At 57.5% G+C, this 13755-nt stretch carries 13 protein-coding genes, 2 tRNA genes and 1 pseudogene; 6 read left to right on the top strand and 10 right to left on the bottom strand.

Annotation, left to right across the window (positions count from 1 at the left end):
* Positions 1 to 3 precede the first annotated feature (3 nt).
* Positions 4 to 86: transfer RNA gene (locus tag IC235_RS04650), tRNA-Tyr, on the bottom strand.
* A 507-nt stretch (positions 87 to 593) separates the two neighbouring features.
* On the opposite strand from IC235_RS04650, the gene IC235_RS22745 reads away from it, so the two are divergent.
* Positions 594 to 743: a tail fiber domain-containing protein gene (locus IC235_RS22745; protein ID WP_394355242.1), complete on the top strand. Its 150-nt coding sequence runs from the start codon at positions 594 to 596 to the stop codon at positions 741 to 743.
* Between the two features lie 151 nt (positions 744 to 894).
* Here the strand turns inward: IC235_RS22745 and IC235_RS04645 are convergent, their stop codons facing one another.
* Complete coding sequence (locus IC235_RS04645) at positions 895 to 1479, bottom strand: dihydrofolate reductase family protein (RefSeq protein ID WP_191004014.1); 585 nt, start codon at positions 1477 to 1479, stop codon at positions 895 to 897.
* A 433-nt stretch (positions 1480 to 1912) separates the two neighbouring features.
* On the opposite strand from IC235_RS04645, the gene IC235_RS04640 reads away from it, so the two are divergent.
* From IC235_RS04640 to IC235_RS04620, 5 genes and pseudogenes are all read left to right on the top strand, one after another.
* On the top strand, positions 1913 to 2503 hold the full coding sequence (locus IC235_RS04640) for a hypothetical protein (protein ID WP_191004013.1): 591 nt from the start codon (positions 1913 to 1915) through the stop codon (positions 2501 to 2503).
* Between the two features lie 21 nt (positions 2504 to 2524).
* Positions 2525 to 2830, top strand: a pseudogene (locus tag IC235_RS04635) (DnaB-like helicase C-terminal domain-containing protein); the annotation flags it as partial.
* Between the two features lie 338 nt (positions 2831 to 3168).
* Entirely contained in the window at positions 3169 to 4083 is a 915-nt protein-coding gene (locus tag IC235_RS04630; RefSeq protein WP_191004011.1) for a helix-turn-helix domain-containing protein, read from the top strand.
* A gap of 9 nt (positions 4084 to 4092) precedes the next feature.
* Complete coding sequence (locus IC235_RS04625) at positions 4093 to 4515, top strand: luciferase domain-containing protein (RefSeq protein WP_191004010.1); 423 nt, start codon at positions 4093 to 4095, stop codon at positions 4513 to 4515.
* A 67-nt stretch (positions 4516 to 4582) separates the two neighbouring features.
* Positions 4583 to 5452, top strand: coding sequence for an NAD(P)H-binding protein (locus tag IC235_RS04620; RefSeq protein ID WP_191004009.1), 870 nt, complete (start codon positions 4583 to 4585; stop codon positions 5450 to 5452).
* Positions 5453 to 5705: 253 nt separating this feature from the next.
* Here IC235_RS04620 and IC235_RS04615 read toward each other — a convergent pair whose 3' ends face one another.
* From IC235_RS04615 to IC235_RS04580, 8 genes are all read right to left on the bottom strand, one after another.
* A complete protein-coding gene (locus tag IC235_RS04615; RefSeq protein ID WP_191004008.1) occupies positions 5706 to 6464 on the bottom strand; it encodes a DUF72 domain-containing protein in 759 nt (252 codons plus the stop codon).
* A 333-nt stretch (positions 6465 to 6797) separates the two neighbouring features.
* Positions 6798 to 7547 (bottom strand): Qat anti-phage system TatD family nuclease QatD, encoded by a 750-nt coding sequence (gene qatD / locus IC235_RS04610; protein ID WP_191004007.1) that lies wholly within the window; start codon positions 7545 to 7547, stop codon positions 6798 to 6800.
* 2 nt (positions 7548 to 7549) lie between these two features.
* Positions 7550 to 8956 carry a Qat anti-phage system QueC-like protein QatC gene (gene qatC / locus IC235_RS04605; protein WP_191004006.1) on the bottom strand — a complete coding sequence of 469 codons (1407 nt, stop codon included), beginning with the start codon at positions 8954 to 8956 and terminating at the stop codon, positions 7550 to 7552.
* 12 nt (positions 8957 to 8968) lie between these two features.
* Entirely contained in the window at positions 8969 to 9847 is an 879-nt protein-coding gene (gene qatB / locus IC235_RS04600; RefSeq protein ID WP_191004005.1) for a Qat anti-phage system associated protein QatB, read from the bottom strand.
* 4 nt (positions 9848 to 9851) lie between these two features.
* Positions 9852 to 11765: a Qat anti-phage system ATPase QatA gene (gene qatA / locus IC235_RS04595; protein ID WP_191004004.1), complete on the bottom strand. Its 1914-nt coding sequence runs from the start codon at positions 11763 to 11765 to the stop codon at positions 9852 to 9854.
* A 414-nt stretch (positions 11766 to 12179) separates the two neighbouring features.
* A tRNA-Asn gene (locus IC235_RS04590) sits at positions 12180 to 12253 on the bottom strand.
* A gap of 110 nt (positions 12254 to 12363) precedes the next feature.
* Positions 12364 to 12840, bottom strand: coding sequence for a QcrA and Rieske domain-containing protein (locus IC235_RS04585; RefSeq protein WP_223847084.1), 477 nt, complete (start codon positions 12838 to 12840; stop codon positions 12364 to 12366).
* A gap of 10 nt (positions 12841 to 12850) precedes the next feature.
* The gene (locus IC235_RS04580; RefSeq protein WP_191004003.1) at positions 12851 to 13702 is read right to left on the bottom strand and encodes a 3-hydroxyacyl-CoA dehydrogenase NAD-binding domain-containing protein; all 852 of its coding nucleotides are present in this window, start codon (positions 13700 to 13702) and stop codon (positions 12851 to 12853) included.
* Positions 13703 to 13755: the final 53 nt, after the last annotated feature.

Raw genomic sequence — 13755 nt, 5'->3', positions numbered from 1 at the left:
TCGTGGGAAGTGATGGAGTCGAACCACCCGAGCTATTAAACAACAGGGTTACAACCTGTCCCGCTGCCCCTACGGTATAACTTCCCAAATTGAATAGCCGTCCGGTTGACGGCTATTTGCACACGGGGGAGGAATCGAACCTGATACAAATGGTTTTGGAGACCTTCTCGCTGCCTTAGTACTTGCCCATGTAAAACAAAAAACCCTGGCTTCGGGGCCAGGGTGCATCGTTGTTAAGAGGACTTACTTCTTAGGCAACAGGCATCCGGGCCACTTTTGTGGTCGAGTAATACCAGCTGCTAAAGGAGCGATTCATCATAACGGTGCAAATGTACAAACGATTATTTACAAAACAATACCTCACCTCATTTTCTTTTTAAATTCGGCCACATTCGCAACGCAATCAGGGCGGAAAAAATAGCGGCCCTTACGTGACAAAACGATAGAAAAGAGGGTCGATTCGGCGGGTGTTCGGGGTTCGCTCGTGATATAAACTATTCATATACAGCATCTAGTTACATCGATACCACAGCCCTGCCTATTTGCTCCAGTTTAATGGATACGCGGTTAACCCCGGCGGCGGAAGCTGGACCGTGGCCTCGGATGAGCGATTGAAGAGGAGCGTATCGGCTTTCAGGGATGGCGGCCTTGAGGCGCTTACCCGGGTCAGGCCGGTTTGGTTTGAGGACAACGGGCAGGCAGGTATGCCCACTAATAAGCGGCGCGTGGGCGTGATTGCCTAAAGGATACAGCAAATAGCGCCCTATATGGTGAGCCGCCACCTATCAGGACCCCACGGGGTCTGGTCAGGCAATGCAACGCGCATCCATTTTCCAGGTAGATTTCGTAGCGCACGAGCTCGACGTTGCCCCCTTGAGCGAAGCGTTCATCTGGTCAATGACCAGCCGGCCGTAGCGCTCCCACGTACCGGTACGTGTTGAGGAGCACACCCGTGGAAGTCGTCTGCGTACTGACGAACGCGAGCTCGCACGGGTCGGCACGGTCCGAAAAAAAGCGTTTGCCTCGGCCCAGCAAGACCGGGTAGACCAGCAGCACCACCTCGTCGGCCAAGCCCTGCTCGAGCAATAAGGAAGTCAACGTGGAACTCCCGCAGACAATCAGGTCCGGGCCGTTCGTTGATTTGAGGCGGCGAATACCCTCTAGGATATCCGTGCCCAAGTCCTGGACCGGGCCCCATTGGAGGCTCTCCGGCCGGTGGGTCGCGACATATTTCGTCGCCGCATTCAGCCCGTTGGCCATCGGGCTATCCCCGGCCGTCGGCCAGAAGCCAGCCCAGGCATCGTAGGTGCGGCGGCCCAATAGCAAATCGAAACAGCTGCCGTAGGCCTCGACCACGGCCGCCAGCCCCGCCGGCGTCCGATAAGGTACCGTCCAATTACCATGTGCGAAGCCTTCGTCTTCTTCGTGCTGGATTACGCCATCCAGGGAGACGTGTTCCATGATTCTGAGCTTTCTCATGCTGTTTGCTAGTAGGTCACTGTTGACACAAAGTTGAAACGAATGCAGTGTACGTGGAGCAATCAGGACAAACAGCTAGCTACTAGGCCTGTACATAAACTTAGAAACCACTTTAGGGTATAGTCCCCGGATGAGGTAGGTGGGGTCACGGGTAAAGATAGTGGGGTTCTGTTACCACTGGGCACAAACGAATTCGTGTGAAGTCAGCCCGCGTAGGGTCTTCAAGCACTTGGCTTGGTTATAGGCCAGCCAGAAGGCTTATAGGCGCTCGTTGAGCTTGTCCGTGGTCTGATAGTGGAGCGATGCACAGTCGCCTCAAAAGCGCTAGCTAAGAACTATGTGGGCTGGCCTTTCAGCACCCTACTCAGTCCCCTCTGCAAGCGGTGGAAACTGGCAGGCTTACTTTTGGCTTCCTCCCTCTCGTTCTCAGCCCATGGATAACTGGCCCATTTTGCTCGCGCTGACGCTCGCTCTCAGCGGGGGCGTCTACTTGCTCTCCCGTCCGCTGCCCCTGGACTACAAAAACCGGGAATATCAACGCCATCTCACGCACGAGGAAGTGGCCGCGCTACGGCGGGGGGAAACGATTGAGAAGACGCATAAAGCGTTTCAATCGATCTGGAAGGATTATTACGATGAGGGGCCGCTACGCGTGACTCCGACGCCGAAGGGCAAGTACAAGTACACGTTCCTGCCGCATGGAGAGTGGCGGCGCCTGCGGACGGACGGTCGCCTGTGGGCCGAGTTCACGCAGACGAGTTGGCCACAAGAAAACTACTGGCACGAGTATTTTCCTACCGGTCAACCAGACTTTCATATGGTGACAGTTCCTCAGGTGCTGGACGGGGACTCCGTGCTCGAAGTACGGACCACCTATTTTAAGCTGGCGACGCCTACTGATACAGCTTATGTAGAGCACCGCTTCGCTAAGCTGCACGAAAATAAGGAAGCTCGGAAGCGTTTCTACTCCTTTGATGCGGTGGGCAAGCGCGTGGTGCCACCGGGATGGAAGCCGACACGCTAGGCCGGCGGTTACTAGGAGGCGGCACTAAAGGACCTCAGCTTGGTCCTGGTCGACTATATACAACTCATGCGCGGCGACACCAAAGGCAACCGTGAGCAGGAAGTAGGCAGCATCAGCCGCGGCCTCAAGGAACTAGCCAAGGAGCTCAACGCGCCCGTCATTGCCCTCTCCCAACTCTCCCGCGACGTGGAAAAGCGCGACGGTGAGAAGCGCCCTTTCCTCAGTGACCTCCGCGAATCCGGCAGCTTAGAGCAAGATGCCGACTGCATCGTGTTTTTATGGCGTGGCGAATACTACAACATCGCCGAATACCAAGACGGGACCGCCAACACTACGCAGGAGGCGTAGTGAGCAGGAAACATACGAGCAGCTTAACCTCAAAAGCCCCTTTTGGGGCGCCACGTTAAACTCCTTCCGTACTCAGTCCTAGCTAACAGCCAGGAAGGGCTAAGCCTGGCTTCCTCCCCCGTTGGCGCAGTGGGCGCTGAAACCAGGCACCCGCCGCCCCACGAAACGACTACAACAATCAGAGATTTGGCTACGGGTGCCCAAAATCTCCGGCGGACCTTTGTGCCATAATCCAACCAGGTCCCCTCAGCCGCGAACCCTGAAAAACAACCCGTCGCTAGTTGGTTTCTGCTGAGCCATCACCCGATGCCTGTGCCATGAAAAAAGAGCAACCCCGCCCAGTCGAAACCATTACCGCTTTTCACCAACTGCGCGGGCTACCCAAGCCGGCCCATCCGCTCATCAGCGTCGTTTCCTTCGACGACATGTGCTACGCCGCGGACGGCTCGCCCGCCACGCTGGTTCATAACTTCTACTCGATTGCCCTCAAGCGCAACTTCACCGGCAAGCTCAAGTACGGCCAGCAGCATTACGATTTCGACGAGGGCGTCATGGTGTTCATGGCCCCGGGCCAGGTCCTGACCGTGGAGGCCGACGGCCCCCTCCACCACGAGGGCTGGCTGCTGCTCCTGCACCCCGATTTCCTCTGGAATACGCCGCTGGCCAAGACCATCCGCCAGTACCCGTTTTTTAGCTACGCCGTGCACGAGGCCCTGCACTTGTCCGAGAAGGAAGAGCGCCAGATGACGGATATTCTGCAGCACATTGCCCAGGAATACCACGCGAACATGGACGCCTATAGCCAGCGTGTCATCGTGGCCCAGCTCGAGCTGCTACTAACGTATTCCGAGCGCTTCTACCAACGGCAATTCCTCACCCGCCAGATGGCAAACCATCAGCTGCTCGAACGACTGGAAGACCTGCTCACGGCCTACTTCGCCAGCGACGCACTGCCCCAGCACGGGCCGCCCACGGTCCAGTACATCGCCGACCAGCTGCATGTGTCGCCCAACTACTTGAGCGTCCTGCTCAAGACCCTCACGGGCCAGAGCACCCAGCAACACATCCAGGATAAACTCATCGAACAGGCCAAGCAGCAGCTCGCCACCACGGCGCGGTCGGTGAGCGAAATCGCCTACGCCCTGGGCTTCGAGCACGCGCAGTCGTTCAGCAAGCTCTTCAAGACCAAGACGGCCCTCTCGCCGCTGGCTTTCCGCAACTCTTTCAACTAACCCCTGCCCATGAAACTCGAAGAAAAAGGTCCCATACAGCCCCCGCCCGTGCTGGCGGGCCCCGGCCAGAAAACCGCCGCGGCGGTGCAGGCCTGGCCGGCCGTCATCGCGGCCACCCACTGGGACTTGTTCGACCGCACCCGCGCCGACGGCGCGGATTTCTACGTGGGCGAAGAAGAACTGGGCCACATCCACCTGAACGGGGAAGTGCACCTAGCCACGACGCCGGCCCTGGGCCGGCCGCTGCTGACGCAGGGCCTGGCCCGCCCGTTTCCCTACGGCGGGGGCCCCGGCGACTGGGTCACGTTTCTGATTCGCACCGACGCCGACGCCGACCACGCCCGCTGGCTCTTTCAACTCAATTACGACCGCCTGCGGGGCGTGCCATTGGCCACCCTCACCGAGCGCGTCCACGCCCAGCCCCGGCCGTGACCCAGGCCCCTGACCAAGTAGCCGGTACGGCCCACCGTTTCGCTTTTATCACCATCACCCCACCACTATGATTGTTATCACCGGAGCCAACGGCCAATTAGGAACCGCTGTGCTCACCCATTTATTGCGCACCCTACCCGCGACGCGGCTGGTGACCAGCGTGCGCAACCCCGCCCAGGCCGCCACCTTTGCCGAACAGGGGGTGTCGGTGCGCGCCGGCGATTATGCCCGGCCCGAGAGCTTGCGGACCGCCTTCGCAGGGGCCGACCAAATCTTCTTAGTTTCCGCCGATAAGCTCGGGGAAGAAGCCCGGCAACTGCACCGCGTCGCCATCGACGCGGCCGCGGCGTCCGGCGCCGGCCGCATCCTGTACACGAGCCACATGGGCGCGCGGCCCGATTCGTTTTTCGACCCGGCCCAGAACCACGCCGCCAGCGAAGCCCTGTTGGCCACCTACCGCGTGCCGTACACCGCGCTACGCCACGGCTTCTATGCCGAAAGTGCCCTGCACATGGTCGGGTACGGACTGAAGGCCGGCCTGCTGCAAACGCCAGAAGACGGCCCCGTGAGCTGGACCACCCGCGCCGACCTGGCCGAAGCCGACGCGCTGCTGCTGGCCCAACCCGGCCGCTTCGACGGCCCCACGCCCCCGCTCACCGCCGCCGAAGCCGTGACCATGGCCGACCTCGCCCGCCTGGCCTCGGAAATAACGGGGCGCGACATCCAGCACGAGACCCTGACCGATGAAGCCTGGGTGAAGGCCCAAGTAGCGCAGGGCGTACCAGCGCCAGTGGCCGACCTCCTGCTGGGCTCGTTCCGGTCCTCTCGGCGCGGCGACTTCGCCGCCGTCGACCCCACCCTGAGCGCGCTACTCGGCCGCCCGCCGCGCTCTATGCGGGACGTGCTGGCTGACTTTCTAAGCCCAGTTAGCGCCTAACTGCCCCGCAAACACAATTCCCACCGCAAGGAATGGTGAGTAAGTCAGTTGCACGAATCACAACCAAAACGAGCGGACCACTGGCCTGCTCGTTTTGGTTTCACCCCATCTTGCTGCTGTTAGCCCTTCCCTCCGAGCTGGACCGCCTTGAATTCTCTTTGCTGAGGATAATTGTGGCCATATAGCCTGATAGACCCGGTACAGCTGCGCAAGTAAACAGCGCCACCCTGCCCCCGGACGCGCGTCGTACGGCTCACGCCCGCTCCGCTACCAGCCGGTACAGGTCTTGGGCATTTTCAAGAGCGGCGCCCATGGTATTGTTGAAGTAGGCATACACGTCTTTCCCCTCTTGGAGGTAGTCGTGTATCTGCTCGGCTTGGTCGTGTAGAAAGTCGCGCTCGTAGGACTCGCGGTAGTTGCCCTGCGGGCCGTGGAAGCGCATGTAGACAAAGTCGGCCCCCTCGTTAAGGCGGGCGTTTCGGGCGGGACCTTTGTCGTGCAGCACGAGGCTGGCGCCGTGGTGGTCCAGCATCTCAAACGCATCATCTGCATACCAGCTTGGGTGACGAAACTCCACCGCTTTGCGCCACTCGTGGGCGGGGTCTGCAGCCGCAAGCGCATTCAAGAGGGCACTGACCGCGTGTAGCTGACGAATGGTGTTGCTGGGCGGGAACTGAATGAGCAGGCATCCCTTTTTGGTGCCCAACGCACATGCGGCCTCTAGAAAGCGGACCATGCCGGAGAGGTCATCGGCAAGAGCCTTGGTGTGCGTGATATCGCGCCACAGCTTGAGGGTAAAGTCAAACGCAGGGCCGGTTTCACCGGCCCAGGCAGCGAACGTTTTGGACTGGGGGATGCGGTAGAAGGTGCTGTTAATCTCCACCGAGTTAAACAGGGTGGCATAGTAGGTGAGGCGGCTCGTCGCCTGGTAGGCCTCCGGAAAGGTGGCCTTGGGGCCGGGCACGACGATGCCGCTGGTGCCCGTGCGCAGGGTGCCAAGGAGGGCAGGCATGGGAAAGAGTTAAATGAGAGTTTCGGGGTATAACGTGCCACGCGGCCTCGGCGTTTTACCCCAAGCGCCTCTTCACGGGGTTCCAACGTATCACCTGCTTGTCATCGTAGCTCTCTTTGCAGATCCGGCAGGGGGATGCCATCTAGGCTGATAAGTAGCACAGAGTCCCCAATTAGGCTAGCACACGGCAGTCGGGCGAGGCCTAGTACTTGACTGTGTTGCCGCTTTTGCAGTAGTATATCTGCCGACTTGTGACGGGCCCGATTTTGATGGAATTGGCGAAACAAGCAACCCGGTGTATCTGATGCAATACATTACTTAACGTACTGCTTCTTATCGTGCAGCTCGTACCATTTGCCCAAAACACTCCCATACATGTTGCTTTGCTTCTTCCACCTCACAATGCCAATGCTGAGCTAAACCAGAAAGAGTTCTTTTTAGCGAATGTTGCCGAGTGGAAATATTGCCAGCAAATGTGAATGGTGCATCTGTTTCAGTAAGCACGGTATTTCTAGGTAGCGCTTGAATTATCTGCTGCCCGTTGCGACTAGTAACCATCTTATGGTTGACAGAAAAGAGAAATCCAGCAGCTACAGCCTGGCGCAATTCATCAAGCCCCCCCGAAAACCAATGTAGAATAACTTGGTGCGAGGTGCCGCGCACCGCTTGTTTCAGCTCCTCAATGGTTTCGCGGGCAGCCCCGCGGCTATGCACCGTGAGAATTTTAGGCTCTTGCTGCTTAAGAGAATCTAGTATGTTTCGAAACACGGTCAACTGGGCATGTCGCTCGGCTTGCTCGTTAGAAGTGCCATCCAGTCCTATTTCTCCAATGTATTTAGCTTCGGCGAACACAGCTCGCAGCTTTTCTACTTCAGGTGCCCGCCGACTTGCCAGTTCAGGGTGCAGACCCAGCGCCACCCGGATGTTGTAACACTCCTTAAATATCTTCTTATTAGGCTGCCATAGCGTTGGGGTATTGGTAACCGTGATGGTTTTAATGGGTAGCGCATCTTCTTCGGCAACGCCGGTACGAATACCAGGGAATAGGTCTAAGTGGCAATGGGTGTCAACGTAATAACTCATCCTCAGTCAACGAGGCGGACCTGTCGCAACACGGCTTCTACTTCAGCTAAGCCACTCTTGTAAGTAGCCAGCGATTTCTCAGGGTCATTCAGAGGCCCTGTCAGACGGATAGCAGCCGTCAGGAAATTAGGCTGGGTACGTGCTCGCTGGCTTAAGTACCGCAGTGACATGGCGTGCTCTCCCTTGCCCGGTGTATTGTCACTGGTCGAAACGTGTAGCGTTTCGGTATAAATATCAGTTCGATAGGGCGGATATCCATCGGCACGCAACTGGCTATTATCATCAGGTAGTCTAGCTTTTTTAAGGGCTGCCCGGCGGATTATGCACGGCACGCACCGGCCGCAATGGCGCTTGCCCGCGCCTTCTAGGTTGGCATTGCGGGTGGCTGGGCGACTACACGACATGGTATCCACACTAGCTACAAACGCCGGATCAGCGCTTTCAATCAGCATCTCGCCCTTGGTTTTGAATTCAAATGGGTTTGTAATGGTGGTTTCCAGTTGCAGCGCATCAAACAGTTGCTGCATTAGGCTCAGGTAATAGGGGTGCGTGGTGCGGGTGCTGTACGCTCCCAGACGAAGGGGCGTCAACGACAGGTTGAGCGTAATGAAACCGTTTTCTGGAATGTGAAGTTGCTTACGCTGCCCTGCGGCCGGAGCAGGCAGGGCAGAGGCGCAGGCTGCACCCAGCGCCAAGAATAGAAATGAGCGTCCCCGCTCCGTGTTTTCCCCGTCAATAGCCTTATTGTTTTCCTGGGGCTTACCTACCCGCACGTAGGCTTCCACAAGTTGCGGGTCGAGCGTGGGGTAACGACCTGCTAGCGCAGTAGCCGCCTTGTTGCGATATTCGGATACATCGCTGCTCTTGGCATGCCCGACCAACAGGGGCCGCATACCAGCTTGGAGCAATCTCATGGCCCCCAAAAAGCTATCCATGCCGCCGGAAAACAAGCAAATGGTATCCGTAAGATAAGTGGACGGGCGCATGGGACGCTTGGCCACCGTGATGCTGTCGGTGCTGAGCCGGAAGGTAAGTTGCCATAGGTCTCCAGTCAGAAAGTTCAGCAGTTCGGCCAGCAGGGCTTCCTGCGCCTGCCACAGCGCGGGGTCGCTCACGGGAATGAACAGGTGCAACTGCCGGGTCCAGCTGTCGGCCGCGTAGCGGTGCCGCTTCACGCAGGTGTCGGCCGCATAAACGGTCGCGGCGACGTTCAGAAAATCCAACCCCGTGGCCGTAGGTAGCAGATGCAGCCGACGCAAGCTCTTGAGCAGCTTGCTGAAGCTTACTCGCTGCACCTTGTGCGCTGGGTCCTCCGTGTAAAACGTGTAGAATTGGGCGAAAGAAGTTGTATCAGCCCCAGCGCCCGCATCTTGTGGACCTACCCGTAACTCAATACCAACGTGAGCCATATTAACAGAAATTTAAGAGTTTAGGATAGTTTGGATGGCAATGCGGTAAATGCGGGCCAGCTTGCTCTCAATGGTGGCTTTGTCTTGCGCTGCTTTTTGCAGCTCCGGCACGATAGTACTGCGGATGAGGCCGCTCACTATCTGCGAAAGCTGCTCCTCGGCCTGTAGCGCCTGGGCCGGATTAGAGGTCGCCACCGTGAGGTCGCGCCCAACGTCACAGATGAGTCGGTACACCAAGCTTTCCTCCAGAAACACGGCCATCATCTCGGCCACTTGCGTGCTCGTCAGGCTACTTAGGTCGAGCGCGGAATTTTCGTCGATTATGCGCACTACAGCCTGCGCATAGGCATACTTCGTGACGGCGTTATCCAGCAGCGACGATGTGCCGCATACGGCTTCCATCAGGGCCGACAGCACTTCCACCACTGGCCGGCCCGTGTACTGAGCTAGGTTGTACTGGGCAAGCACTGGCGCTATGCCCTGCTGCTGGATATCGCTGAGAATGCCTCCGAACCGGGCCACGGCCCGGCTGGATGACTGAATACGCTGCGCTGCTCGCTGGGGTCCCCCGAGAGCATGGCGGTAATAGTTCTTAACTACCCGGACCAGGCCTGCCGACATGCCTGTGCGCACGGCTTCTCGAAAGCCGCGCTGGCTGGCATCGAAGCGGTTATAGGGAATATCCGGGTTATCATCGTCGGGAACTGGTGGCTCGGCCGGCGCCTCTTCATTGCCTGGCTGGTCCGGCTGGTCGGAGTCTTCCAGCTTGTTCTCCTCCTGCGGGTCGTCATTTTCTTCGGTGTCCTCTTCCTCTGTGTCTTCCTCATCAAGCCAGTCGGGCAGTAAGGGAGTAGCACGACTGATGCCCCGTCGATTGGTAGAAGTTCCCATAGAGTTAGCGGATGGTTAGTTGCGTGATGAGAGTTTTGAGTCCGGCCGAGGCGTCGGCGTTGCGCTGCACGTTGGCGAAAAACTCGGCTTTCGCCTGCAGGCCGGCAGCCGACTGCATAAAGTCCAGATTGGAAGCCACCCAGGTGCCCAGTTCGCGAGCCGGAATGGCCTGAAACAGGTTGATTAAATCCACTTCCAATCCGGCGTGCTGCTGCACCAGGTAGAGCAAGCCTTTCATGGGCATTGATTCGCTACGCCAGCTGTTTTCCTTCACAGCCAGCTTTTCTAGTTGTCGGAACAGCAGCTGCGCTAACGGGTCGGATAGGGCCGTGATGTTGGCCTGCTGGCCCTGCATGGCCATGCGGCTGCCACTGGCCAGCACCTCTAACACGGGCACCAGCGTGTGCGGAATATCATCGAGGGGCTGGAAGCTGATGGCCCGTTCTCGCGCTACAAATACATAGGGGCGCAAATCAACTTCGCCCATCGCGGGCTCAAGCTTGGCCCATGCCAATAGTTGATGCTCCGCAGCGGTTTCCACAGCGGGCTTTGGGGCTGGGGCCGGTTTTTTTACCCTGGCTTTTTCCGCCTTATCAGCTTTTTCTGGCTCGACAGGCTTCTCCAGCCCCTGCACGGTAGCCGAGTGGCCATCGGCTGAAGCAGTGACTTCCGCCAGGATTTGGGTGTACTCCCGCTCGTGAAAGCGCTCCAGCAGCAATAGCTTGGAAAGAATACCCACCTTGAGGTCATTCAAGCCATATATCTCCGCCACGCGCTTGCGCAAGAATACGGTATTCATGAACCGCTTGATATTGCGGGGGTTGCCCCGCAGCTCGGTCGCCAGCGAGCTGCCGAGCTGCTCGCCCACGTGAAGCACCATTCGCAGGTCCTGATTGGTATCGCCGAGTTCCTGGGTAATGAACTCGTACGTAAGCTCTGTGGGGTCGTAAGGCGTTTTATGCGAGCGCTCGAAGGCTTGGCAGATTTCCTGCAGCCGGGCCTGGTCATCCTGTAAATGGTGCTGTAAAAGCAGGAAACGGATGTAATTCTGGGTTTGAAGCTGATTCAGGGAGGGAATACGGATAGGAATCTGGATAAGCTTTTCTAGGTAATGCTTCGTGTAATCGGCCTGAGAAACGGGCAAATCAGGATAGTACCGCCGCACAGCGTACTCAATCATAGCCTCATCCGTAGCAATAATGAAGACAGTACCAGGCACGAAAAGAAACAGCTTGACCGCTTCCAAAATGTCAATGACTGCGCCGGGAAGGCACCTGTCTAGGTCATCCACCAGCACCACAAGCCGCTCAACCTCCACGCGCGTAATCAACTCTTGCAGTTCATCACGGAATGCCTGAATCTGAGCGGGCACCGTTGCCTGCTCAGGTTTAAGCCAAGGTTCGTCATCTTCCGCCGCCACTGTGATTTCGGTGCTGGACTTTTCCTCCTTCGACTCAGTTAGCTTCTTTACTTTGGCTACTGCTCCGGCCAACCCAAATAGGGCTGTGGGAGGTAAACCCAGCGTAGTAGTCAAAGCTGCAGTTAAGGCCAGTTCGCCGGTCGTTTTAGCCGCCTTGAGCCAATTAATGCGACGAAAGATAGACTTGCCTAAATCGAGCACCTGCTGGCTCGTGGAGCGCCGCTTAAGTAACTCATGCACCACCGTCTCCATTAGAGCTGACTTGGTGTCCTCGTAACCTTGGTACAGCCAGCCATTGAAAGTGAAACACAATGTTTTGGGGTCGTCCCGCAATTGTGCATCCACCAGCGACAGGATGGAGGATTTACCCGCACCCCAGCTTCCGTGAATACCAATGGTGAGCGGCCGCAGTGCTTCCTGCTGCATGATGCTTACCAGCGTCTCTGCAATTCGGCGATGTCCGAGTAAATCAACTCGTGCTTCTTGGTCGTTCCACATTGTTACTGGGTTCTCAGAACTGTAACAATTGGGAGAAACCGGAATACTACTCGTCTCATTTTGTGTCGATTTGGTAATAAGCTGGAAAGTACCGGCAACATACTCAATCAGACACTAGTTTCCTAAATTTATATTTTATAATATAAATTTCCCATTTTGGTACTATTTTCCCATCTTGATATTTCAGCTAAGCTTAGATTACCTCTACCTCCGAATCTATCCCAACAATGCTTCTCTCCAAAATTAATCCGTCAGTTGTAGGCGTGTGCCACTACCATCTCAATGTCATCCATGAGCTGCTAGGTCAGGCTGAGGTCTTAAACGTTTTAAAATGGGATTTATGCCTCCTTTAAACAGCATACTGGGGCTAATAATTAAAAAAGGCCACTCACGGTATCGTGAGTGGCCTTTTAGCGCTCCCTCCTGGGCTCGAACCAGGGACCCTCTGATTAACAGTCAGATGCTCTAACCGGCTGAGCTAAGGAAGCAATTGTTTATCCGAAACCCGGTTGTTGTTGTTTCGGACTGCAAACTTACGACCTTCCTCAAAAAAGCGCAAGCTGAAATCAGTTTTTTTTCTAAAAAACTACTAAAGACCTCAGTTTGTGATGCTGAGCAGGTTGCCTTGCAAGCTGGTACTGTACTGTTTAAGCGGCCTGGGAGCCGGACCGCCAGTAACTTGCCCTTTCAGGTCGAACTGCGAATTGCAGCAGGAATCGCGCATAAACAGCCGCGAGCTGCGGTCCAGGCTTACCAGGGCGCAGGCATCGTAAGGCTGGTAGGGGCAGTTGCGCTCGAAGGCCAGGAAGGTGTTGGCGCTTTGCCGCACCACGATGACGCCCTTCACCCCGCCGTCGCCGGCCGGGCCCTTCGCCGGCAGGGCTACGGCCCCGTTGTTGAAGCGGAGCGCGACGTACTCCTGGTTGGTAATGTTAATGCTGAGGTTCACCGGGGCGTACGGGATCAGGGGCTGGTCGCTGTTTTTCTCCCCACAGGCGACCAGCCAGCAGGACGAGGAGATGAGCGCAAAGGCGGAAAAAAGGCGGCCGGCTACCCGGGTTTGGTGATGTTTCATGGCTCGTTCCTCATTCATAAGTGTAGAATCCCCGACCGGTTTTGCGACCGTGGTGCCCCGCATCCACCCGCTGCTGCTGAATGCGGCTGGGGCGAAACCGGCTCTCCTGGTGAAAGGAGGCGAACATGGCACTGGTGACCGCGAAGTTGGTATCCACCCCGATCAGGTCCATCAACCGAAACGGACCCATTTTGAATCCACTGGCCTCCAGCAATTCATCCACCACCTGCAAAGAGGCGACGTTTTCTTCCACGATCTTCAGGCTCTCGACATAATAGTGCCGCGCCACCCGATTTACGATGAAGCCGGGGGCGTCAGCGGCCCGCACGGGGGTTTTGCCCAGGCGCCGGGCCAGGGCTTCCACCGCGTCGGCTACCGCGGGAGCCGTGGCCACCCCGCTTATCACTTCAACCAGCGGCATCAGCGGCGCGGGGTTGAAAAAGTGTAGGCCCACCACCCGCTCGGGGTTCGGGACTGGCGCGGCCAACTGCGTGATGGGCAGCGAAGAGGTGTTAGAAGCCAGAATGGTGGTCGGGTCGTTGATGGCCGCCAGCTCCCGAAACAGCTGGTGCTTCACGTCGAGTCGCTCCACTACCGCCTCCACGATAACGTCGGCCTGCACCAGGTTCATATCGGTGGTGGTGGTGAGGCGAGCCAAGGCGGCGGTGCGCGCGTCGGTGCTCAGCTTATTCTTTTCCACCAGCTTACTCAAACCGGCGGCAATGGCCGCCTGGGCTTTTTCCAGCGCGGCGGGGTTCAGGTCGAATAATATCGTGGGCAGGCCGTGCTGAATAGCCAACTGGGCGATGCCGAGCCCCATGGTGCCGGCCCCCACGACGGCGAGGGTTTGAATGTCGTTCATGCTGAAGGTAAACGGCTCGGCCCATCAAGTATTGTTTGAGGGAGCGGGCGGTG

It is taken from the genome of Hymenobacter montanus (assembly GCF_014699115.1).
Taxonomy (GTDB): Bacteria; Bacteroidota; Bacteroidia; order Cytophagales; family Hymenobacteraceae; genus Hymenobacter; species Hymenobacter montanus.
Note: the sequence above shows the minus strand (reverse complement) of the source record. Positions and strands in the feature narration are given on the sequence as shown.